Source organism: Brevundimonas sp., from assembly GCF_035999125.1.
Classification (GTDB): Bacteria; Pseudomonadota; Alphaproteobacteria; order Caulobacterales; family Caulobacteraceae; genus Brevundimonas.
The window spans coordinates 60,802-81,290 of sequence record NZ_DASYGX010000013.1 but is presented as its reverse complement, the minus strand read 5'-3'; the positions used below and the strand labels follow the sequence as shown (position 1 = coordinate 81,290).

The following is a 20,489-nucleotide window of genomic DNA, read 5'->3' as shown; positions in this document are numbered from 1 at the left end:
GCTCAGGCGGTTACCTCAACGCAGAGGAGACCGACCATGAGCAAACATCCCCCCATCCCCGAAGATCAGCGCGGCGCCCGGGATCGACGCGACGTCGCCACCGGCGCCCAGTCCGGCCAGCCGGGCGACGCGGACGTGGACCTGGAACAGCAGGGCCGCTTCGGGAACGCCAAGCAAAACCTGACGCCCCAACACAAGACGCAGGACCGCTGAGGTCGGTCAGGTCTCGGAAGAGGCGGGGGGCGTCGACGCGGCTGCGGGGGCGGCGGAGGCCGGCGGCGTGACGGCGGGCGCGGCCTTCGGCTGAGGCTCGACGGCCGGCGTGGTCGCTTCGGTCCGGGCCGGCGCGTCCCGCTGGACCAGCAGGTCGTAGGCGATGCCCCCGGCCTCGCGGACGGGCGTGATCGGATCGATGCCGGCCTGGATCAGGCGAGGCTGTTCCTGCGTCGGACCAGATGGGCGCGGTTGATAGGCGAAGGCGCGCGACCCGCCGCGACCGCCGCCGAAGCGGTAGAAGACGTGATCGCCGACCTGTCCCACGCGGACCAGCGAGCCCCGCCACGACGGCGAGACGGCGGTGGTGTGGAAGTGGGTGGCCGTGCCGACGGGAGCGTAGACCCGTCCGGACAGGGCTTCCGTCGCCACCGAGCGGGCGCGGTTCCAGGCGCCGCGGTCCACGCGGCCGCGCATCGAACCGTCGCAGGTGAAGCTGAACTGGCACCCGGTCCGGCGTCCCGCGCCCTGGAAAACGACGCCGCAGACGGTGTTGGGAAAGGCCGAGTGGCGGCTGCGGTTCAGGACGACCTGGGCCACGGCGCGCATCCCGTCGCGGCCCTCGCCGCGCGCTTCGTAATAGACGGCCTGGGTCAGGCAATCGAGGTCGCGGCTGGCGTCCAGCGCGTTGGCCAGGCGGAACGGCGAGGCGGCGGGGTGGGCGCCGGTCTGGGGGCGCCGAAGAGCGGTCGCGCCGCGGGGCAGGGCGTCGAGGCGGGCGCTGATCAGCTCGGCCTGGCGGTCGCGACGGGTCGAGCCGGCGACGGTGTAGGGATCGTGACGGCGGGCGATCGACAGGGCGCTGGCGTCAAGGCCTCCGGCGGCGGCGGCCATGGCCTCATCGGTGAATCCTGCGGCGGCGACGGCGTCCAGTTTCAAGGCGTGCGAGCGCACCGTGGTGGCCTTGGCCATGGTCCCGCCCAGATAGGCGAGCCCCACCGCGGCCCCGACGACCAGCCCGAAGGCGGCGGCCACGACCGTGGGCTTGAGCTTCAGACGATCGGAAGGTTCCGACGCCGGCTTCGGCTCGAAGGAAATCGACACGCACTCAACGCCTGATCCGCAGGGCGCGATGCCGCCCCTTAAGCAGTCTTCGGGCCCGACCGCGACTGGCGGAGCGGGCCCGTGGTTCCGACGTTCGGCGAACGGCCGACGACTTCGGAGGACGCGCCTTATACGCCGGAATGTGGCCTCAATGTGGTTGATTCGCAAGATGAGACATGAGCGGGCGTCTTTCAGTGTCTTTGCGGACCCATGGTCCGTTTTATTGAATAAGGGTGAAAAACAGCCTCACTGTATAATCTCCACTCGACTGCCGATGCTTTCTCTTCTGCATTAAAAGGTCGTGACGTCAGATCGTGCCGTCGCGTTTCCTCGTACTGAAACCTGTGGAACGTTCCTTGACCGGACGTCTGGGAGGAGAGGGCGTGAGGCAAGGAACGGCGCAGTCTGGCGGGCGTTCTGGGCACACCCACCCAAGTTCAGGAGCAGCCCATGCGTGCCGTCATTTCCCTCTCCCTGATCGTCGCCGCCGCCGGACTGGCGGCTTGCGGCCAGACCATCGAACAGCGCGCCGCCACCGGCGCCATCGCCGGCGCGGTCGTCGCGGGCCCGGTCGGCGCGGCCGTCGGCGGTGCGGCGGGAACCGCCGTCGGCCAGGCCGCCAAGGACGACTGAGGCTCAGGGCCGGAGGGGCGCCTTTCGTCCCTCCGGCTTGATTTTCGGGCCCGATGTCTTTAGCCGCCCCGTCGGGCGCCGCCTTCGCGTGCGCCGACCTCCACCTAACGACCGGACGGAATGAGAGACCTCAAGCAAACCGGCTTCGCCGATCGCCTCACCGCTCAGGCCGAGGCCAAGAAGGCCATGCTGGCCCGCTTCAAGCCCAAGCCGACCGTGCAGGCCGAAGATCCTCTCGCGCTCAAGAAGCAGCGTGAGGCCGAGCGTGAGGCCCTGCGCGCCCAGCGCGCGGCCGAAAAGGCCGAAGCCCAGCGCCTCAAGGATGAGCAGAAGGCCGCCGCCGAGGTCGCAAAGGTGATGTCGGTCGAGGCCCAGGAAGAGGCCAAGCGCAACGAGCGTCGCGAACGCAAGGCCGCCATCAAGGCCGAGCAGCGCCAGCGCCGCGCCGACAAGAAGATGAAGCGCTAAACCGCCTCTGCGGTCAGCACCTCGGCCAGGGTTTCGCGCGAGTACGGCTTGCGCACGAAAGGCCACGGCACGTCGGCCACCACGCGGTCCATCTCCTCCGCCGCATAGCCGGACGCGAGCACCACCGACATCTTCGGCCATTCCGCCGACGTCATGCGGGCGAGATCGACCCCCGACATGCCGCCGGGCATGACGACGTCGGTCAGCATCATGTCGAACGTCTGGGTCTTCAACACTTCCAACGCCGCCGCGGCGTGATCGGCCACGCGCACGTCGAACCCCAAGCTCTCGATCATCTCGGCGGCGACCGCGGCGACCGCGGCGTCGTCCTCGACCAGCAGCAGCCGTCGGCCGGGGCGCGCGGCCCGCGTGGGGGCGTCGCGCGCGACCGGAGGCAGGGTCGCCGCGCGGCGGATCGCCGGCAGGAACATCCGGATCGTCGTGCCGCGCCCCGGCTCCGACTCCACGTTCAGCCCACCGCCGCTCTGGCGGCTGAAGCCGTAGACCTGACTGAGCCCAAGACCCGTCCCCTTGCCGACCGCCTTGGTCGTGAAGAAGGGTTCAAAGATGCGCGGCAGCACATCGGGGTCGATGCCTGCGCCGTCGTCCGACACGGAGACGCAGACGTGATCTCCCGCGCCCAGGTCAGCCATCTGTCCGGAGCGGAGACGGCGAACGCGCGTCTCGATGGCGATGCGGCCGCCCTCGCTCACCGCGTCCCGCGCGTTGACGACCAGGTTCAGAAGCGCAGCCTCGAACTGCGCGGAATCGACGTTCACCCACACGGCCTTGTCCGCCAGGTTCAGCTCCAGCCGAGTCGCCTCGCCCACCGCGCGCCGCAGCAGGGGCTCGCCCTCCAGGATCAGGGCGTTCAGGTCGGTGGGCTCCGGCCTCAGGGTCTGCCGGCGCGAGAAGGCCAGCAGCTGATGCGTCAGCCGTTCGCCGCGTCGGGCGGCCGCCAGCGCCGCCTCGCCCAGCCGCGCCTGGCGCCGCGCGTCGTCCGGCGCCCTCAGCATCATGTCCAGCGCCCCGATGACCACGGTCAGCAGGTTGTTGAAGTCATGCGCCACGCCGCCCGTCAGCCGCCCCACCGCCTCCATGCGCTGGGCGTGCATCAGGTCCGCTTCGGCCTTGGCCTTTTCCGCCAAGGCGGCGCCGACCCGCTCTTCCAGCAGCTCGTTGATGCGCTTCAGATCGACCTCGGCCTGCTTCGCTTCCGTGACGTCGAAGGCCACGCCGACGAAGCCTATCACCTCGCCTTCCATACCCAACCGCGGGCGGGAGAAGGACTTCAGCCACCGCCATGTCCCGTCGTGGCGACGGTACCGCGCCTCCAGCGAGAAGGGTTTGCCGGTCGCCTCGCCGGCGATCGACTCCGCCACGATCCGATCCTGATCCTCCGGATGGATGGCCTCGCGCCAGTCGGCCAGACGCGCCTCTTCATAGGTTCCGCCGTTGAAGGCCACGTAGGCCTGATTGACGAAGGCGCGCGTGCGATCCGCGTCAGTGACCCAGATAAGCACCGGCGCCGTGTCGGCGACCGAGCGGAAACGCTCCTCGCTCTCGCGCAGGGCGTCCAGCGCCTCGCGCGCCTCGGTGACGTCGAAGGCCATGCCGACGTAACCCAGAAAGGCGCCGTCCGCGTCGATACGGGGCTTCACCGCCACCCGGGTCCAGCGCCAGTCGCCGTCCTTGCGGCGGAAGCGGCATTCGAAGCCGTAGGACAGACGCGCGGCGCGAGCCCGCGTCATGATCTCCATCACTTCGACCGCGTCGTCCGGGTGAATCGTCTGCTTCCAGACGTGACCCAGCAGCTCTTCGGCACTGACGCCGTAGAATTCCACCAGCGCCTGGTTCACGAACTCCACCTCGGCCTCGGCGTTGGTCATCCACACGGGCGACGGCGCCGTGTCGGCCATGAGGCGGAACCGTTCTTCGCTCTCGCGAAGGCGCGCTTCTGCGGCGCGCGAGTCCGTCACGTCGACGTTGGCGCCGACCATGCCCAGAAAGCCGGAGTCCGGTCCGGAGCGTGGACGACAGAAGGTTCGCAGCGTTCGCCATTGCCCGTCGTGGCGCAGGTATCGGGCCTCCAGCTCCATGGGCTCGCGCCGGGCCAGGGCGCGTGTGCTCATCTGCATCACCCGATCCCGATCCTCGGGATGGATGGCCGCGATCCAGGCCTTCATGTCGCCGCCTTGCATGGGGCGCTCGCCCCAGAATCGGCGGAACTCGGCGTTGACGTAGATCCGCCCCAAGGCGTCGGCGCTCCAAAGCATGACGGGGGCCACGTCGGAAATGTCGCGAAAGCGGCGTTCTTCCTCGTCCAATGCGGCGTCGGTCCGGGACAGTCGCAGGACGACGTCGCGCAGCGTCGCCGACACCCAGATGCAGAACAGGCCGACCACAAGGAAGTTCGCGGTGGCCACCCGACCCAGCGGATCCCGGATCCCCGAGCCGACGGCGTCCGGTCCCACAAGGGCCCATCCGCCCAGCAGAGCCACGACCAGCGCCACCACGCCCGCCACCCGGCCCGCCGCCATCGCCGCCAGGATCACTCCGGGCAGCAGGATCATGAAGCCCGTGACCGGGCCGTAGGCGAAGGACAGCGCCCAGCGCAGCAGCAGCACGCCGGCCGCGAACCCCACGCCGATCGCGACGCGCATCCACAAACCGCCCGGCTGGAAGCGCGCGAGCGCGCTCAGCGCGGTCGCGGATCCGCTCAGCCGGTCCTGCCTCGACTCTGACTCCACGCCTTCCCCCGACGCCCGCGCTTTCGCGCAAGTTCATCAGAACGCATCACTCCGTCGTGCGTTCCCGCCCAGTCCAACCTGGCCGTGAGGATCCGTGTCGCCTTGGCGCGGGGCCTTCGCGCGACTAGATCATCCGCGAACTCAGGAGCTCCTCATGGCCGAAGCCATCAAGACCGGGATCAAAACCGACGACCGCAAGAAGGTCGCCCATGAACTGTCCAAGATGCTGGCGGACAGCTTCGCCGTCTATGCCAAGACCCACGGCTATCACTGGAACGTCCGCGGGCCGGAGTTCTTCCAGCTGCACACGCTTCTTGAACAGCAGTACCGAGAAATGTGGGAAGCGCTGGACGAGATCGCCGAGCGCATCCGCGCGCTGGGCGAATACGCGCCCCAGGGCCAGTCCGCCTTCGCCAACCTGACCTCGATCAAGGAGGGCAAGCCCGAGACCGAGGCGATGGACATGCTCAAGGAGCTGATGCGCGACCACGAGGCGGTGATCGCCACGGCCCGTGCGGGCATCGAGGTGTCGGACGGGGCCGGGGACGAGGCGACGACCGACCTGCTGACCCAGCGCCTGGCCGCGCACGAGAAGGCGGCTTGGATGCTGCGGTCGACCCTCGGCGGCCGATGACGCCCCGCCCGCGTCGGATTTTCGCCGACTTGTCCGGATAGTGCCGTTCTCATGATCGCTCGCTTTCGCCGATGGCTGGACGGAAGACGCGCGGTGGCCGTGGCGGCCGCCGCCGTCGCGCTGGCCTGTGCGGCGACGGCGGGCTCCATGCCGCGCCCCGACGCCGACCTGTCGGTCGAAGGCGTCATGCGGGCGACGCGGGGCGAGATCGGGTCGGAGGCTTTCGCCGCCGTGTCGGGTCGGATGGATCCGGCGCAGCTGTCCCTGGCCGCCCGGCACGATCCGCTGCTGCTCAAGGCCGCCGCCTATGGCCTGACGCCGGGGTGGGAAACGCTGACGCTCGCGGGCAAGCCGACCCTCGTGTCCGGCGAGACGGGCCTGCGGGCCCAACGCCTGAACGCCGCCACGCCCAACGTGCTGGGCGCCCTCAGCGCCGCGCGCCCCTTCGTTCTGCGCACGGCGGGCGAGGATCGCCGCCGCGCGGTCCGCTGCCTGACCCAGGCCATCTATTACGAGGCGGCGCTGGAGCCGACCGAGGGGCAGGAGGCGGTGGCCCAGGTGGTGCTGAACCGGGTGCGCGACCCGAACTATCCGAACACCGTCTGCGGCGTCGTCTTCCAGGGCGCGGAGCGGGTGACGGGCTGTCAGTTCAGCTTCACCTGCGACGGAGCCCTGGCCCGCGCGCCCGCGCCTTGGGCCTGGAAGCGGGCCGAGGCCGTGGCCGTCCGCGCGCTGAACGGTCAGGTGGCCACGCGGGTGGGCACGGCGACCCACTATCACGCGGACTACGTCCATCCCTGGTGGGCGCCGACGCTGCTCAAGATCGACCAGATCGGCGCGCACATCTTCTATCGGTGGAAGGGGGTCTATGGAGAGACGGGCGCTTTCACCCAGGCCTATGCCGGACGTGAGCCCGTGATCGACGAGGCGCGTTTCGCCCGTCCGCGGGTGCGACTGGCCGACATGGCCGAAGTCCAGACCGACGCCGAACTGGCCGCCGCCGTCGCGGCCGGACAGCCTGCCGTGCGCACTGTGGAGATCGACGGCGTCACCCGCACGGTCGGCGTCGCCAGTCTGGGCGGTCGGCGTCTTCCGACGCCGGAGGAAGTCGCCGCCGTCAACGCCGGCATCGCCGCCTTCGAGGCCACGCCCCCGCCCGTGAAGGCCGCTCCCGCGCCCGGCGTCACGCCGATGGACGTTGAGGAAGTGGGCCGCCCCGGCGGATGATCCAGCTTTGCAACCAAATGGGTCCGTTCGCCGTTGTTGGCGTTCGCGGGGCGTGAATAGGGTCTGGACTTGGGCTTGGACGGCGAAAAACGGAGCGACGCCGCGACGTCGGACGCCGACAGGCTGCGGACCACCGAGGCGGAGCTGGCCGCAACCGTCATCGCTCTGGCCGAAAGCGAGGCGAAGTTCCGGGCCATCGCCGACTCCATGCCCCAAATGGTCTGGTCGACCCTTCCGGACGGATTCCACGACTACTACAACGCCCGCTGGTACGAATTCACCGGGGTGCCGGACGGTTCGACGGACGGCGAGGCCTGGAACGGCATGTTCCATCCGGAAGATCAGGACCGCGCCTGGGCGCGCTGGCGGCATTCGCTGGAGACCGGCGAACCTTATGAGATCGAGTACCGGCTGAGGCGGCACGACGGCGTCTATCGCTGGACCCTGGGGCGCGCCATGCCGATCCGCGACGAGGACGGGCGCATCACCCGCTGGTTCGGCACCTGCACCGACATCGACGACTTGAAGCGGATGGAGCAGTCCAAGGAACTGCTGAGCCAGGAACTGAGCCACCGGATCAAGAACATCTTTGCGGTGGTGTCGGCTCTGGTGGCGCTTTCGGCGCGTCAGCATCCCGAGGCGCGCGGCTTCGCCCAGGGTCTGCGCACGCGCATCGGCGCCCTGGCGCGGGCCCATGAGTTCGTGCGCCCCCACACCGAGGCCTCGCGTCCGTCCGTGGGGTCAATGACCCTGCACGCCTTCCTCGGCGCCCTGTTCGCCCCCTATTCGGACGAGCGCGCCGCGCCGCGCATCCGGTTGTCGGGAGACGACGCGGTGTTCGACGACCAGGCGGCGACCTCGGTCGCCCTGCTGTTCCACGAACTGGCGACCAATGCCGCCAAGTACGGCGCGCTGAGCGCCGACGACGGCCGCGTCACCCTGGACACCCGCGCCGTCGGCGACCGGTTTCACCTGGCCTGGACCGAAAGCGGCGGGCCCCCGGTCGCGGGCGCGCCGTCGCGTCGGGGCTTCGGCTCGTCTCTGGCCCAGCTGTCGGTCGAGGGGCAATTGGGCGGCGTTCTGACGCATGACTGGAACCGGGACGGGCTGACGGTGTTCGTCGATCTGCCCGCGACCAGCCTGTCGCGGCGCCGCGTCGCGCTGAAGCTTGCGTCCGCTTCCGAACTGACGGCGTGAAACCTGCTTGTCCTCGACGCGTTGGATTTTTCGGAGATAGATGAGACGACCCATGACCGCCCGCATTCTGATCATCGAGGACGAGGCCTTGGTGGCCATGGAACTCCGCTTCGTGCTGGAGGACCTGGGTCATGAGGTGGTGGCGACCGTGGGCGACGCCCGCTCCGCGCGCGCCATCGCAGCCCAGTCCGAAATCGACCTGGCGCTGGTCGACATCCACCTGTCGGACGGCCCGACGGGCGTGGAAGTGGGCCGCGAGCTGGGCCAGGACATGGGCGTGACCGTGCTGTTCATGACCGCCAACCCCGGCATGGTGCGCGACGGCGTCGCCGGCACTGTCGGCGTCCTGACCAAGCCGACCGACGAGCGCGCCGTGCAGACGGCGGTCGATTACGCCCTGCGCCGTCGTCAAGGCCAGCCGACGATGTATGCCCCGCCGGAGCTTCAGGTGTTCGCGTGACGGTCGAAACCCTGAAGGCCGACTCCGGCGATCGGCCCCTGAGCCTGTGCCAACTCATCTATGACAGCCGGGCCCTGACGGGAGCCGCCAGCGGGCTGCAGATGTCCGGCATCCTGGCTGAAGCGCGGCCGGCCAATGCGCGCGACGGCGTCACCGGCGTGCTGACCGCCGTAGACGGCCGTTTCATCCAGATCATCGAGGGCCCGCCGGAAGCGATCGATCGGCTGCTTGTGCGCCTGTCCAAGGACCGCCGCCACACCGACTTGGCCGTGCGCGAGCGGCGCGGCGCGACCCGGCGGCTTTTCGCCGACTGGGACATGGTCAGCCCCCGCCTGGCCCCGCTGGAGATGGCCGCCCTGGCGCGGCTGTTGACCGACCCGAGGCGCGGCATCGACGACTTCGCCCGGGTTCTGGCCCGGGCCGTGGCGCATCAGGAGGCCGTGTTGGAAGGGCGTCGGGCACGACCGGCGCCGGAGCTGGGCCGGGTCGGCCCGGGGCCCGGCCTGCTGTCCGAAGACTCCGGCGTCTGAAGCCGTCCTACCAGGCTCCGATCTTCTCCGCCTCGTGATGGCTGATCGGATGGCCCTGGGCCATGTGGTCCTGCTCGGCCAGGAAGCGCACCGCCTCCAGCGCGGCCATGCAGCCCATGCCCGCCGCCGTCACCGCCTGGCGATAGACGTCGTCGGTGACGTCGCCGGCGGCGTAGACGCCCTCGATCGCCGTCGCCGTCGTGCCGGGCTTCACGGTCAGGTAGCCGCCTGACTTGGTCTCCAGCTGGCCGGCGAACAGCTCCGACGACGGGGCGTGACCGATGGCCACGAAGACGCCGTCGCACGCGATTTCGCGGGTCGACCCGTCGACCGTCGACGACAGACGCACGCCGGTGACGTTCTTGGCCATCCCGTCCACTACGCCCACGATCTCGTCGACCTTGTGGTTCCAGATCACCTCGACCTTCGGATTGCCGAACAGCCGGTCCTGCAGGATCTTCTCGGCGCGGAACTCGTCGCGGCGGTGCACCACCGTGACCTTCTCGGCGAAATTGGTCAGGAACAGCGCCTCTTCCACCGCCGTGTTGCCGCCGCCCACGACCACGACCTGCTTGCCGCGATAGAAGAAGCCGTCGCAGGTGGCGCAGGCCGAGACGCCGAAGCCCTGATAGGTCGCCTCCGAGTCCAGCCCCAGCCACTTGGCCTGGGCGCCGGTGGAGATGATCACGGTCTCGGCCAGCATCTCCTCGCCGCCGTCCAGCTTCAGCCGGAACGGTCGCGACGACAGGTCGGCCGAGACCACGATGTCGTGGATGACCTCGGTCCCGACGTGCTCCGCCTGCTTCTGCATCTGCTCCATCAGCCAGGGGCCCTGGATGACGTCGGCGAAGCCCGGATAGTTCTCCACGTCGGTGGTGATGGTCAGCTGGCCGCCCGGCTGGATGCCGGCGATCACCACGGGGTTCAGACTGGCGCGCGCGGCATAGATGGCGGCGGTCCAGCCGGCGGGGCCGGAGCCGATGATGGCGCAGCGGACGGTGCGGGGGGTGCTCATGTCCCCCATTTAATGACTGATTCCGATCGGCGCGATGCTAGGCTGCGCCGTCATCTGGGGAGGAACCGATGGAAGGTCGCAGTTTCCTGGGCGTGGGTCTGGCGCTGGGGTTGTCGGTCGGGGTGGCCATAGGCATCGCCACGGACAATCTGGCGCTGGGCATCGCCCTCGGCGTCGCGCTGGGCGTCGCCTTCGGCGCGACGGCCGACGCGTCGAAGAAGAAGAAGGGCAAGTCGAAAGACGGCGGCGGCGACGGCGGCGTGACGCCGATGGTGGCGTCCGACACGGGCGGAAAGTCCAAGTCGGACTCCAACTCCGACGGCGGCTGGGGCGACGGCGGGGGTGACGGCGGTGGGGGCGGGGACTAACCCAGCCGCTTCAGCACTTCCCGCGCCGCCCGCTCGGTCTCGTTCAGCGGCGCATAGGTCCAGGTTTCCAGCGTCCCGTCGAACGGCCGCGCGGCCCCGTACGCGCGCAAGGCCTCATGCAGGCGGGCGAATTTCGGCGCGGGCTTCAGCGGAACCATCGGCAGCACGTGCACCGGCTTGCCGGTCGAGGCCGCCTCGGCCGCCATGTTGGCGCTGTCCTCGGTGACCAGCACATGGTCGGCCGCGTGCAGGAAGGCGAAATAGGGGTTGGGCCCCTCGCCGTCCCAGATCACGCCGGGCAGGGCGGCCAGCCGGTCCCGCACCACGCGTCGCGCCGCGTCGGGCGTCCGGCGCGAGAAGGTGACCAGGGCCGATCCGCCCGCTTCCCGCACCGCCTCGGCGATCCGGTCCCCCAGCGTCGCGGCGTGGTCCTCAGGCAGGTCGAACGTGGCCGACCGACCGCCGATCAGAACGGCCACGCGCGGGCGGGGCAGGCGTGACAGGGCGCCCGCGAACGGTTCTGCGCCGGCGTCCAGCGCGGTCCGCGACACGCGGTGGGGAGATCCGACGATCGACAGCACGTTCGTGCCCGTCAGGCCGTCGTGCTCCGGCGCCACCACCAGGTCATAGGCGTCCGTCCGCCAGCGCGGATCCTGGGTCTGCACCACAAAGGTCCGGCCGCCGAACCGGCGCTTGACCGCAGCGGACAGCGGCAAGGTCGCCCGCCCCGTCCCGATCCACACGTCGGGCCACCGCTCGCCCGATGCCGGCAGCACCGCGTCGGACCCCGGATCCAGCATCCACGCCGCCTTCAGCGCCGACGGCAGACGGTCGAACGCCGCCCGCCACGTCACCCGCTTGACGACGATTTCGGCGGGCGTCAGGCGCGCGACCGCCTCCGCCAGGCCCAGGGCCTGGTTCTCCATGCCGGCGCGGCCGTCCGAAACGGCCCAGATGAGAAGGGGCTTTGCGCGCCCTATTTCCACTCGACCTTCAGGATCTCATAGGCCTTGACCCCGCCGGGCGTGTTGACCTCGACGACGTCGCCGACCGACTTGGAGATCATGGCCCGTGCGATGGGCGAGGCGACGGAGATCTTGCCCTGCTTCACGTCGGCCTCGTGCTCGCCGACGATCTGATAGGTCGCCTCTTCCTCGGTGTCCTCGTCCACCACGGTCACGGTGGCGCCGAAGCGCACGACGTCGCCGCTCAGCTTGGACACGTCGATCACCTGGGCGCGGCTGATCTTGTCCTCGATCTCGGCGATCTGGCCCTCGATCCAGCCCTGGCGTTCCTTGGCGGCGTGGTACTCCGCGTTCTCCGACAGGTCGCCGTGGGCGCGCGCCTCGGAGATGGCGGCGATCACGCTGGGCCGCTCCACGGACTTCAATTGCTTCAGCTGATCGTCGAGGACACGATAGCCCCCGGCCGTCATCGGCACTTTTTCCATAGGATGGTGAGTTTCTTTTCGGTCGCCCGACAGGGAGGCGTGGATTTCAGGAGAACGGTCGCCGGGCGCACGCGACCGGGGATCGAAGTTAGGTCAGGACCGTGGCGAACTCAAGCCGCCCGGTCCAGCCGACGGCGGCGCACGTCGCGGATCAGGCTGCGCGTCACCCAGAAGGTCACCGCCAGGCCTCCCGCCATGAAGGCGGCCGACACCAGCAGAACCCCCGCCGCCATGAAGGCCAGGCAGAAGGCGATCGCGGCCACCAGCAGCGCCAGGACTTGGGACTTGCTCAGGATCATGAGGCGTCAACGCCCGAAGGGCGTCCGGGTTCTCAGCTCCGCATTCCCAGCCGCCGGTTGAGGTTTCTGAGCCACGGCCGCACCGAGGTCGGGTCGGGCCGGGCGGTCAGCCGGCGCTGCGCCTCGCGGGTCGTCGGATGGTCGGGGCCCAGCGCGGCCGCGCTCCGCAGCGTCGCCTCCACCAGGGTGGCGCGCGCCTCCCGCGGACGGCCGGCGGCGAACAGGGCGTCGCCGAGTTCCGACAGGCTGGACAGGGCCTCGACGTGGTTCGGCCCATAGGCGCCGCGCGCCAGATCATGCGCGCCGCGGGCCGCGGCCACCGCCGCCTCGGGCCGGCCCGCCTCAAGATGCAGACGCGCCAGCTGCATCAGGCCGGCGCTTCTCAGCGGCGCGGACTGAACGGGCGAATAGAGGGCGTCGTCCAGCGTGACGGGGGCAAGCGCCGGGCCCATGACCGCGCCGTCCAGCGCCTGTCCGAGCAGGCGAGGGCGAAGGGCGGCCGACTTCGAGGTCGCCGCAGCGCGACGGGCGCGCGGCGCGACGGCCTCCTGAAGGGCGGGCGCCAGCGCGGTCGCGGCCTCGACGGCGGGCGGAGGCGACGCACACGCCGCGCAGCCCAGAATCAGAGCCAGCGTCATTGGGAGGAGTTTCCGCGACATGCCGCCAGACTAGGCGGAGGCGACGCCCGCCGACACTGACGACATCCGACGACGCTCAGGCGTAGGCGTAGGGCCCGCCACGCTCCAGCGCCCGGACATAGGTCGGTCGCGCGTGGATGCGCTTCAGAAAATCCCGCACCCGCGGCCGGCCGCCCATGTCGCCGCGACTGGCCGCCGCTTCGAGGGGGAAGCTCATCATCACGTCCGCGGCGGTGAAGTGATCCCCGGCGAACCAGTCGGATCGGCCGAGTTCCGCCTCCCAGAAGTCGGCGTGCGTCTTGATCTGCGGATCGACGAAATTGCCGAGGACGGCCTTCGAAATTCCCTTCACGACGGGGCGGACCAAGCCGGGAGACCGGCGCGGCAGCTCCCCGAAGATCAGCTTCAGCAGCAGCGGCGTCATCGCCGACCCCTCGGCATAGTGCATCCAGTAGGTGAAGCGCCGGCGCTCCTCCGTCCCCGGCGGCGGGCGCAGGCCCGCCTGCGGCCGCAGGTCCATCAGATGCTCCATGATCGCGCCCGTCTCGGCGATCACGGCGTCGCCGTCCTGCAAGATCGGCGACTTGCCCAGAGGATGGATCGCGCGCAGCTCCGGCGGCGCCAGCTTGGTGGCGGGATCCCGGGCGTAGCGCCGCACCTCATACTCCAACCCCATCTCCTCCAGCAGCCACAGCACCCGCTGGGACCGGGAATCCTCGAGATGGTGGACGATGAACATGGCGCGGCCTCCGATTGGGCGTCGAAGCTGGTCGGTCGTGGTCGACGTGTCCAGCCTGCCGCGTTGAGTTCACCCTCGGTTTCGCCCAAACCGGCGTCATGAACGACGCGACCGAACCCCGGCTGACCTCCCTGGCCCACGGCGGCGGCTGCGGCTGCAAGATCGCGCCCGGCGTCCTGGCCGAGATGCTGAAGGCCATGCCCCAGGCCGCGCCCTTCGCGAACCTGATGGTCGGGAACGAGACCAGCGACGACGCGGCGGTCTGGCGGCTCAACGACCAGCAGGCGCTGGTGGCCACGACGGACTTCTTCATGCCGGTGGTCGACGATCCCTTCGACTTCGGCCGCATCGCCGCGACCAACGCCCTGTCAGACGTCTACGCCATGGGGGGGACCCCGATCCTGGCCTTGGCGCTGGTGGGCATGCCGATCGACGTGCTGTCGCCCGACACCATCGGCCGCATTCTGGCAGGAGGGGCGTCGGTGTGCGCGGCGGCGGGCATTCCGGTCGCGGGCGGCCACTCGATAGACGGCGTGGAGCCGATCTACGGCCTGGTCGCGCTCGGCCTGGTGCATCCGGACAGGGTGCTGACCAACAAGGGCGCGCGGCCGGGCGACGTCCTGATCCTGACCAAGCCTTTGGGCGTCGGCGTGCTGTCGGCCGCCTTCAAACAGGGTCGGCTGGACGACGCCGGCTACGCCGCCCTCATCGATTCCACGACGCGGCTGAACACGCTGGGGGCCAGGCTGGCGGGTCTCCCCGGCGTGCACGCCGTCACCGACGTGACCGGCTTCGGCCTGCTCGGCCATGCGTTGGAGATGGCACGGGGCGCCGGCGTTTCCATCGCGCTCGACGCTGTCCCGCCGACCCTGCCGGGCGTCGACGCGCTCTTGAGGGACGGAGTCCGCACCGGCGCGTCGGGGCGCAACTGGGCGGCCTATGGGCATGAGGTGCAGGGGCTTGAGGAGGGCCCCCGCCGCGATCTGCTGACAGATCCCCAGACGTCGGGCGGTCTGCTGATCTCGGTGGCCGAGGACCAGGCGACGGCCCTGCTGGACCTCGCCTGCGCGGACGGGTTCGACCGCGCCGCCGTCGTCGGCCGCGTCGCCGAGGGCCTCGCCGGGGTCCGCGTCGCGTGATCCGCACCACGGCCGACGTCTCGCTCCCGGCGCTGTCGAAATACGACGTCGTCATCGACGTGCGCAGCCCGGCGGAGTTCGCCGAGGACCACCTTCCCGGCGCGATCAACCTGCCGGTGCTCGACGACGCCCAGCGCGCCGAGGTGGGCACGGAGTACGTGCAGGGCTCCAAATTCCTCGCCCGCCGCCGGGGCGCCGCGCTGGTTGCCCGCAACATCGCGGCTCATCTGGAGGAGGCCCTCGCCGATCGTGGCGGCGGCTTCCGCCCGCTGGTCCACTGCTGGCGCGGCGGGCAGCGCTCGCACGCCATGGCGACCGTCATGGACCAGGTCGGCTGGCCCGTGACCCTTCTGAAGAGCGGGTACCGGACGTGGCGGCGTGCCGTGGTGAACCGGCTGCATGGAGGCGAGCTGGGCCTGAAGCTGATCCTGCTGGACGGCCCCACCGGCTGCGGCAAGACGGCCCTCCTGGGCGAGCTGGCCGCGCGCGACGTGCAGACGCTGGACCTCGAGGGCCTGGCCAACCATCGCGGCAGCCTGTTCGGGGCAATGCCCGGCGGCCAGCCGGGCCAGAAGCTGTTCGAGAGCCGCCTGTTCGCCGCCGTCGAGGCCCTGGACCCCGCCCGCCCAGTCGTGGTTGAGGCCGAGTCCAGCAAGATCGGCCGCATCGTTCTGCCCAAGGCGCTGTGGTCCGCCATGCAGGTCTCACCGGTCGTCGAGGTCACCGCCCCCGTCGCCGCCCGCGCCGACTTCACCCGCGCGACCTATGCCGACATCGCCTCGGACCCCGCCGCCCTCGACGCCGCCCTGTCCCGTCTGCCGCGCCACCTGTCCAAGGCGCTGATCGCCGAGTGGCGCGCGCTCGCCGCCGCCGGCCGCGTCCGCGACCTCGCCGAAGCCCTGATCCGCGAGCACTACGACCCGGCCTATGCGCGGTCGCGGTCAGTGCGAGGTCGCGCGGCGCTGAGCCGGCTCGACCTCGCCGACCTCACCGGGCTCAGCCTGGTGGAGGCCGCCATGAGCCTCGCGCCCCTGATCGAGGCTCAGACCGCCGCGTAATCCTGCACCGGCCGCACGTCCATGTCGCCGGCGCGGACGGCCTCGATGGCCTGGGCCGCGGCCAGGGCGCCGGTGACGGTGGTGAAGTAGGGGATCTTGCCCATCAGCGCGGTCCGCCGGATCGAGAAGCTGTCGGCCAGCGACTGCTTGCCCTCGGTGGTGTTGATGACCAGCTGGACCTCGCCGTTCTTCATGGCGTCGACCACGTTCGGACGCCCCTCCAGCACCTTCTTGACGTAGCCGACCTGCAGCCCCTCGGCCGTCAGCCAGGCGTGGGTGCCGCCGGTGGCGATGACCGAGAAGCCCTGCTTCAGCAACAGTGCCACCGCCTCGCGCACGAAGGGCTTGTCGTCGTCCTTGACCGACACGAAGGCGCAGCCCTCGGTCGGCAGTGTGGTGCCGCCGCCGATCTGGGCCTTGGCGAAGGCGCGGGCGAAGGCCTCGTGCAGCCACTCCTCGCCAGGCCGGCGCCAGTCCAGGCCCATGACCTCGCCGGTGGAGCGCATCTCGGGCCCGAGCACCGTGTCGACCCCGGCGAAGCGGGCGAAGGGGAAGACCGCCTCCTTGACCGCGATGTGGTCGAAGCATTTCGGCGCTAGGCCGAACGAGGCCAGCGGCACGCCGGCCATGACCTTGGCGGCGATGGCGGCGACGGGCGCGCCCATGGTCTTGGCGACGAAGGGCACGGTGCGGCTGGCGCGCGGATTGACCTCCAGCACGAAGATGCGCGGCTGATCCGAGTGCGCCTCCTCGATGGCGAACTGGACGTTCATCAGCCCGCGCACCTTCAGCGCCCGCGCCATGGCCTCGGTCTGGCGCATCAGCTCGGCCACGACCTCGCCCGACAGGGAATGCGGCGGCATGGAACAAGCGCTGTCGCCGGAGTGCACGCCCGCCTCCTCGATGTGCTCCAGCACGCCCGCCACGAACACGGTGTCATCGTCGCACAGGGCGTCGACGTCCACCTCGATGGCGCGATTCAGATAGTGGTCGATCAGCACCGGATCGTCGCCGGACACCCGCATCGCCTCGTGGACGTAGCGGTCCAGCTGCTCGCGGTCGTGCACGATCATCATGCCGCGCCCGCCCAGCACGTAGCTGGGACGCAGGACGACCGGATAGCCGACCTCCTCCGCCTTCTGCGCCGCCTCCTCGGCCGAGCGCGCCAGCCCGTTCGGCGGCTGCCTCAGGCCGATGTCGTGCAGCATCTTCTGGAACCGCTCTCGGTCCTCGGCCAGGTCGATGGAGTCCACGCTGGTGCCCAGGATCGGCACGCCGTCGGCCTGCAGCGCGTGCGCCAGCTTCAGCGGCGTCTGCCCTCCGAACTGCACCACCACGCCGATCAGCTCGCCCTTCGACCGCTCGACGTCGATCAGCTCCAGCACGTCCTCTGCCGTCAGCGGCTCGAAATACAGGCGGTCGGAGGTGTCGTAGTCGGTCGAGACCGTCTCCGGATTGCAGTTGACCATGATGCTTTCGACGCCGACGTCGGCGAAGGCGAAGGCCGCGTGGCAGCAGCAATAGTCGAACTCGATTCCCTGACCGATGCGGTTCGGCCCGCCGCCCAGGATGATCGCCTTCTTGCGGTCCGACGGCTGGGCCTCGCACTGCGGGATCTGGCCCAGGGCGCCCGTCTCATAGGTCGAATACATATAGGCCGTGGCGCTGGCGAACTCGGCCGCGCAGGTGTCGATGCGCTTGAACACCGGCCGCACGTCCAGCGCGCGCCGCGCTTTCCGGACGTCGGCCTCGGCCGTGCCGGTCAGCCTGGCCAGACGCGCGTCCGAGAAGCCCATGGCCTTCAGCCTGCGGAATTCGGCGGCCGAGACCGGCAGGCCGGTCACCCGCAGATGGCCCTCGCAGCGCACCACGTCGGCGATCTGGCGCAGGAACCAGGGCTCGTACGAACAGGCCGCTTCGACCTCCTCGACCGTCAGGCCGTGGCGGAAGGCCTGGGCGATCACGCGGATGCGGTCCGGCGTCGGCTGGCCGAGTGCGCGCACGACGGCCGCCTTGGCGCCCGCATCGTCCTCGGCCGTGGCCGTTCCTTCGATCTCGATCTCGTCGAAACCGGACAGGCCGGTCTCCAGTCCGCGCAGGGCCTTCTGCATGCTCTCCTGGAAGGTCCGGCCGATGGCCATGACCTCGCCCACCGACTTCATCGACGTGGTCAGATAGGGCTCGGACCCCGGATATTTCTCGAAGGCGAAGCGCGGGATCTTGGTGACGACGTAGTCGATGCTGGGCTCGAACGACGCCGGCGTGACCTTGGTGATGTCGTTGGTCAGTTCGTCGAGCGTGTAGCCGACGGCCAGTCGCGCCGCGACCTTGGCGATGGGGAAGCCGGTGGCCTTGGAGGCCAGCGCCGACGAGCGCGACACCCGCGGGTTCATCTCGATCACGACCATGCGGCCGTCGGCCGGATTGATCGCCCACTGCACGTTCGACCCGCCGGTCTCGACGCCGATCTCGCGCAGGACGTTGATCGAGCCCGTGCGCATCCGCTGATATTCCTTGTCCGTCAGCGTCAGGGCGGGGGCGACCGTGATGCTGTCGCCGGTGTGCACCCCCATCGGATCCACGTTCTCGATGGAGCAGACGATGATGCAGTTGTCCGCCTTGTCGCGGACGACCTCCATCTCGAACTCCTTCCAGCCCAGGACGCTCTCCTCGACCAGCACCTCGGTCGTCGGCGACAGGTCCAGACCGCGCTCCACGATCTCGCGGTATTCCTCGACGTTATAGGCGATGCCCCCGCCCGTGCCGGCCAGTGTGAAGGACGGCCGGATGATGGCCGGCAGGCCGACGAAGGCCAGGGCGTCGTCCGCCTCGTCGACGTGGTGGATGGCGCGACTGCGGGGGCTTTCCAGCCCCAGCTTGTCCATGGCGTCGCGGAATTTCTGACGGTCCTCGGCCTTGTCGATGACCTCGGCGCGCGCCCCGATCATCTCCACGCCCCAGCGGGCCAGGGCGCCGTTGCTCTCCAGCGCCAGCGCCGTGTTCAGCGCCGTCTGGCCGCCCATGGTGGGCAGCAGGGCGTCGGGGCGCTCCTTCTCGATGATCTTCTCGACGAACTCCGGCGTGATCGGCTCGATGTAGGTGGCGTCGGCCACCTCCGGGTCGGTCATGATGGTGGCGGGGTTCGAGTTGACCAGGATGACCCGGTACCCCTCGGCCTTCAGCGCCTTGCACGCCTGCACGCCCGAATAGTCGAACTCGCAGGCCTGACCGATCACGATCGGCCCGGCGCCGATGATGAGGATGGATTGGATGTCCGTGCGTTTGGGCATCTGAAGCCTCTCCTCAGTTCGTCACGACCGCGCACTCCCAGCCGTCGTAGTCCAGCTGGAAGGCCGCGGCCCAGGATTGCATCATCGAAGACACCGGCGCGAACGACTCCGCGTCCACCGCCATGGTCGTCTCCAGCACCAGCGACTCGGCGTCGCCGCTGGTGACGTAGCCGGCGCGGCGGGCGACCTCGTTCAGCTCGCCCAGCACCTCGTCGTCGCCGTGGAAGAAGAACAGGGTGTGCCGCGGCGTCACGCCGGAATCGCCGTGCTCGGCCAGGGCGGCGCGCACCATGGCGTCTCTTTCGTCATGGCTGACGGACGGGTCGGACAGGGTCGTGGCCTCGCGCGCGGGCGCCGGCGGCGCAGGGCGTCTGCGGCCGGGGCGGTTCGGGTTGTCGGTTAAGCGGCCCGTCTAAGGCCGAGGAGGCGACCCCGCAACCCTATTGATCCGCGATCGTCGCGATCCAGTCCGGCAGCTCCGAGATCGACGCCAGCGAGACGTAGCGGGGATGCCCCTCCGGAGCCTCGGCCAGCTCGTGCGCCCAGGTGACGTGATAGGGGATGTGCACGCCCCAGGCGCCGGCCTGCACCGCCGGGAGGACGTCCGACTTCATGCTGTTTCCGGCCATCAGCGCCTCGTCCGCGCCCGTGCCGTGCCGGGCGAAGACCCGCTCATAGGTGCGCCGGTCCTTCTCGGACACGATCTCCACCGCGCTGAACAACTCGCCGAGGCCGGACGCCGCCAGCTTGCGCTCCTGATCCAGCAGGTCGCCCTTGGTGATCAGGATCAGCCGGTGGGTCTCCGCCAGCCGCCCCAGCGCCTCGTCCACGCCGGGCAGGGTCTCGACCGGATGGGCGATCATCTCGCGCCCCGCCGCCAGGATCTCGCGCACCACCGACGCCGGCGCCTCGCCGTCGCACAGCTCCATGGCGGTTTCGATCATCGACAGGGTGAAGCCCTTGATGCCGTAACCGTAGAGCCGAAGGTTGCGCCCTTCCACCTCGGCCAGACGCGCCTCCACGTCCGCCCGCTCGCCGTGCGGCGCCAGCAGGTCGAGGAACCGCGCCTGCGTCAGACGGAAGATCGTCTCGTTGTGCCAGAGGGTGTCGTCGGCATCGAGGCCGATGGTCGTGATCGTCGCCATTCGGGGCTTCTCCGCGCCGCGTCTCCACGCGTCAATGTCGCGAATTCAAGGAGCGCGGACCTCCAGGTCCGCGTCGGCGATCAAGTCGCGGACCTGGAGGTCCGCGCTCCTTCCGCGCACCCGTCATCCTCG

General features: G+C 70.0%; 22 protein-coding genes. 11 read left to right on the top strand and 11 right to left on the bottom strand.

The window, feature by feature from the left end; genetic code table 11:
• Positions 1 to 36 precede the first annotated feature (36 nt).
• Entirely contained in the window at positions 37 to 213 is a 177-nt protein-coding gene (locus VGN45_RS11640; protein ID WP_327462608.1) for a hypothetical protein, read from the top strand.
• A 6-nt stretch (positions 214 to 219) separates the two neighbouring features.
• Here the strand turns inward: VGN45_RS11640 and VGN45_RS11635 are convergent, their stop codons facing one another.
• Positions 220 to 1,317, bottom strand: a complete 1,098-nt coding sequence (locus tag VGN45_RS11635) for a cell wall hydrolase (RefSeq protein WP_327462606.1) — start codon at positions 1,315 to 1,317, stop codon at positions 220 to 222.
• A gap of 450 nt (positions 1,318 to 1,767) precedes the next feature.
• On the opposite strand from VGN45_RS11635, the gene VGN45_RS11630 reads away from it, so the two are divergent.
• Both VGN45_RS11630 and VGN45_RS11625 read left to right on the top strand, forming a co-directional pair.
• Positions 1,768 to 1,950 carry a hypothetical protein gene (locus VGN45_RS11630; RefSeq protein ID WP_327462604.1) on the top strand — a complete coding sequence of 61 codons (183 nt, stop codon included), beginning with the start codon at positions 1,768 to 1,770 and terminating at the stop codon, positions 1,948 to 1,950.
• Between the two features lie 120 nt (positions 1,951 to 2,070).
• Positions 2,071 to 2,418, top strand: a complete 348-nt coding sequence (locus VGN45_RS11625; RefSeq protein ID WP_327462602.1) for a DUF6481 family protein — start codon at positions 2,071 to 2,073, stop codon at positions 2,416 to 2,418.
• Here VGN45_RS11625 and VGN45_RS11620 read toward each other — a convergent pair.
• The gene (locus VGN45_RS11620; RefSeq protein ID WP_327462600.1) at positions 2,415 to 5,081 is read right to left on the bottom strand and encodes a PAS domain S-box protein; all 2,667 of its coding nucleotides are present in this window, start codon (positions 5,079 to 5,081) and stop codon (positions 2,415 to 2,417) included. The genes VGN45_RS11625 and VGN45_RS11620 overlap by 4 nt on opposite strands.
• A 241-nt stretch (positions 5,082 to 5,322) precedes the next feature.
• Here VGN45_RS11620 and VGN45_RS11615 point away from each other — a divergent pair, with 241 nt between their 5' ends.
• From VGN45_RS11615 to VGN45_RS11595, 5 genes are all read left to right on the top strand, one after another.
• Positions 5,323 to 5,802: a Dps family protein gene (locus VGN45_RS11615; RefSeq protein ID WP_327462598.1), complete on the top strand. Its 480-nt coding sequence runs from the start codon at positions 5,323 to 5,325 to the stop codon at positions 5,800 to 5,802.
• 51 nt (positions 5,803 to 5,853) lie between these two features.
• Positions 5,854 to 7,029, top strand: coding sequence for a cell wall hydrolase (locus VGN45_RS11610; protein ID WP_327462596.1), 1,176 nt, complete (start codon positions 5,854 to 5,856; stop codon positions 7,027 to 7,029).
• Between the two features lie 75 nt (positions 7,030 to 7,104).
• Positions 7,105 to 8,226, top strand: a complete 1,122-nt coding sequence (locus VGN45_RS11605) for a sensor histidine kinase (RefSeq protein ID WP_327462594.1) — start codon at positions 7,105 to 7,107, stop codon at positions 8,224 to 8,226.
• A 52-nt stretch (positions 8,227 to 8,278) separates the two neighbouring features.
• Positions 8,279 to 8,686, top strand: coding sequence for a response regulator (locus VGN45_RS11600; protein ID WP_327462592.1), 408 nt, complete (start codon positions 8,279 to 8,281; stop codon positions 8,684 to 8,686).
• Positions 8,683 to 9,216 carry a BLUF domain-containing protein gene (locus VGN45_RS11595; RefSeq protein WP_327462590.1) on the top strand — a complete coding sequence of 178 codons (534 nt, stop codon included), beginning with the start codon at positions 8,683 to 8,685 and terminating at the stop codon, positions 9,214 to 9,216. The genes VGN45_RS11600 and VGN45_RS11595 overlap by 4 nt, the downstream gene beginning before the upstream one ends.
• 7 nt (positions 9,217 to 9,223) lie before the next feature.
• Here VGN45_RS11595 and trxB read toward each other — a convergent pair whose 3' ends face one another.
• On the bottom strand, positions 9,224 to 10,231 hold the full coding sequence (gene trxB / locus VGN45_RS11590; protein ID WP_327462588.1) for a thioredoxin-disulfide reductase: 1,008 nt from the start codon (positions 10,229 to 10,231) through the stop codon (positions 9,224 to 9,226).
• A 68-nt stretch (positions 10,232 to 10,299) separates the two neighbouring features.
• On the opposite strand from trxB, the gene VGN45_RS11585 reads away from it, so the two are divergent.
• Entirely contained in the window at positions 10,300 to 10,599 is a 300-nt protein-coding gene (locus VGN45_RS11585; RefSeq protein ID WP_327462586.1) for a hypothetical protein, read from the top strand.
• On the opposite strand, the gene VGN45_RS11580 is transcribed toward VGN45_RS11585, so the two are convergent.
• From VGN45_RS11580 to VGN45_RS11560, 5 genes are all read right to left on the bottom strand, one after another.
• Positions 10,596 to 11,585, bottom strand: coding sequence for a mitochondrial fission ELM1 family protein (locus VGN45_RS11580; protein WP_327462584.1), 990 nt, complete (start codon positions 11,583 to 11,585; stop codon positions 10,596 to 10,598). The genes VGN45_RS11585 and VGN45_RS11580 overlap by 4 nt on opposite strands.
• On the bottom strand, positions 11,576 to 12,049 hold the full coding sequence (gene greA / locus VGN45_RS11575; RefSeq protein WP_327462582.1) for a transcription elongation factor GreA: 474 nt from the start codon (positions 12,047 to 12,049) through the stop codon (positions 11,576 to 11,578). Before greA ends, VGN45_RS11580 begins: the two co-directional genes overlap by 10 nt.
• Positions 12,050 to 12,159: 110 nt before the next feature.
• Positions 12,160 to 12,348, bottom strand: a complete 189-nt coding sequence (locus tag VGN45_RS11570) for a hypothetical protein (RefSeq protein WP_327462580.1) — start codon at positions 12,346 to 12,348, stop codon at positions 12,160 to 12,162.
• A gap of 32 nt (positions 12,349 to 12,380) precedes the next feature.
• The gene (locus VGN45_RS11565) at positions 12,381 to 12,986 is read right to left on the bottom strand and encodes a tetratricopeptide repeat protein (protein ID WP_327462578.1); all 606 of its coding nucleotides are present in this window, start codon (positions 12,984 to 12,986) and stop codon (positions 12,381 to 12,383) included.
• Between the two features lie 76 nt (positions 12,987 to 13,062).
• Positions 13,063 to 13,725: a glutathione S-transferase gene (locus tag VGN45_RS11560; protein ID WP_327462576.1), complete on the bottom strand. Its 663-nt coding sequence runs from the start codon at positions 13,723 to 13,725 to the stop codon at positions 13,063 to 13,065.
• Positions 13,726 to 13,823: 98 nt separating this feature from the next.
• Between VGN45_RS11560 and selD the strand changes: the two genes are divergently transcribed.
• On the top strand, positions 13,824 to 14,864 hold the full coding sequence (gene selD, locus VGN45_RS11555; protein WP_327462575.1) for a selenide, water dikinase SelD: 1,041 nt from the start codon (positions 13,824 to 13,826) through the stop codon (positions 14,862 to 14,864).
• Positions 14,861 to 15,922, top strand: a complete 1,062-nt coding sequence (gene mnmH / locus VGN45_RS11550; protein WP_327462573.1) for a tRNA 2-selenouridine(34) synthase MnmH — start codon at positions 14,861 to 14,863, stop codon at positions 15,920 to 15,922. Before selD ends, mnmH begins: the two co-directional genes overlap by 4 nt.
• Here the strand turns inward: mnmH and carB are convergent.
• From carB to VGN45_RS11535, 3 genes are all read right to left on the bottom strand, one after another.
• Complete coding sequence (carB, locus tag VGN45_RS11545) at positions 15,907 to 19,212, bottom strand: carbamoyl-phosphate synthase large subunit (RefSeq protein ID WP_327462571.1); 3,306 nt, start codon at positions 19,210 to 19,212, stop codon at positions 15,907 to 15,909. The genes mnmH and carB overlap by 16 nt on opposite strands.
• A gap of 13 nt (positions 19,213 to 19,225) precedes the next feature.
• A complete protein-coding gene (locus VGN45_RS11540) occupies positions 19,226 to 19,504 on the bottom strand; it encodes a ribonuclease E inhibitor RraB (RefSeq protein ID WP_327462568.1) in 279 nt (92 codons plus the stop codon).
• Positions 19,505 to 19,652: 148 nt separating this feature from the next.
• Complete coding sequence (locus VGN45_RS11535) at positions 19,653 to 20,357, bottom strand: HAD family hydrolase (protein ID WP_327462566.1); 705 nt, start codon at positions 20,355 to 20,357, stop codon at positions 19,653 to 19,655.
• Positions 20,358 to 20,489: the final 132 nt, after the last annotated feature.

What these genes read in the sequence shown, in the direction of transcription:
- VGN45_RS11640 (WP_327462608.1), top strand. Translation starts at nt 37, where the DNA reads ATGAGCAAACATCCCCCCATCCCCGAAGATCAGCGCGGCGCCCGGGAT.
- VGN45_RS11630 (WP_327462604.1), top strand. Translation starts at nt 1,768, where the DNA reads ATGCGTGCCGTCATTTCCCTCTCCCTGATCGTCGCCGCCGCCGGACTG.
- VGN45_RS11625 (WP_327462602.1), top strand. Translation starts at nt 2,071, where the DNA reads ATGAGAGACCTCAAGCAAACCGGCTTCGCCGATCGCCTCACCGCTCAG.
- VGN45_RS11620 (WP_327462600.1), bottom strand. Translation starts at nt 5,081, where the DNA reads ATGCGCGTCGCGATCGGCGTGGGGTTCGCGGCCGGCGTGCTGCTGCTG.
- VGN45_RS11615 (WP_327462598.1), top strand. Translation starts at nt 5,323, where the DNA reads ATGGCCGAAGCCATCAAGACCGGGATCAAAACCGACGACCGCAAGAAG.
- VGN45_RS11610 (WP_327462596.1), top strand. Translation starts at nt 5,854, where the DNA reads ATGATCGCTCGCTTTCGCCGATGGCTGGACGGAAGACGCGCGGTGGCC.
- VGN45_RS11600 (WP_327462592.1), top strand. Translation starts at nt 8,279, where the DNA reads ATGACCGCCCGCATTCTGATCATCGAGGACGAGGCCTTGGTGGCCATG.
- trxB (WP_327462588.1), bottom strand. Translation starts at nt 10,231, where the DNA reads ATGAGCACCCCCCGCACCGTCCGCTGCGCCATCATCGGCTCCGGCCCC.
- VGN45_RS11585 (WP_327462586.1), top strand. Translation starts at nt 10,300, where the DNA reads ATGGAAGGTCGCAGTTTCCTGGGCGTGGGTCTGGCGCTGGGGTTGTCG.
- greA (WP_327462582.1), bottom strand. Translation starts at nt 12,049, where the DNA reads ATGGAAAAAGTGCCGATGACGGCCGGGGGCTATCGTGTCCTCGACGAT.
- VGN45_RS11570 (WP_327462580.1), bottom strand. Translation starts at nt 12,348, where the DNA reads ATGATCCTGAGCAAGTCCCAAGTCCTGGCGCTGCTGGTGGCCGCGATC.
- VGN45_RS11565 (WP_327462578.1), bottom strand. Translation starts at nt 12,986, where the DNA reads ATGACGCTGGCTCTGATTCTGGGCTGCGCGGCGTGTGCGTCGCCTCCG.
- VGN45_RS11560 (WP_327462576.1), bottom strand. Translation starts at nt 13,725, where the DNA reads ATGTTCATCGTCCACCATCTCGAGGATTCCCGGTCCCAGCGGGTGCTG.
- selD (WP_327462575.1), top strand. Translation starts at nt 13,824, where the DNA reads ATGAACGACGCGACCGAACCCCGGCTGACCTCCCTGGCCCACGGCGGC.
- carB (WP_327462571.1), bottom strand. Translation starts at nt 19,212, where the DNA reads ATGCCCAAACGCACGGACATCCAATCCATCCTCATCATCGGCGCCGGG.
- VGN45_RS11540 (WP_327462568.1), bottom strand. Translation starts at nt 19,504, where the DNA reads ATGGTGCGCGCCGCCCTGGCCGAGCACGGCGATTCCGGCGTGACGCCG.
- VGN45_RS11535 (WP_327462566.1), bottom strand. Translation starts at nt 20,357, where the DNA reads ATGGCGACGATCACGACCATCGGCCTCGATGCCGACGACACCCTCTGG.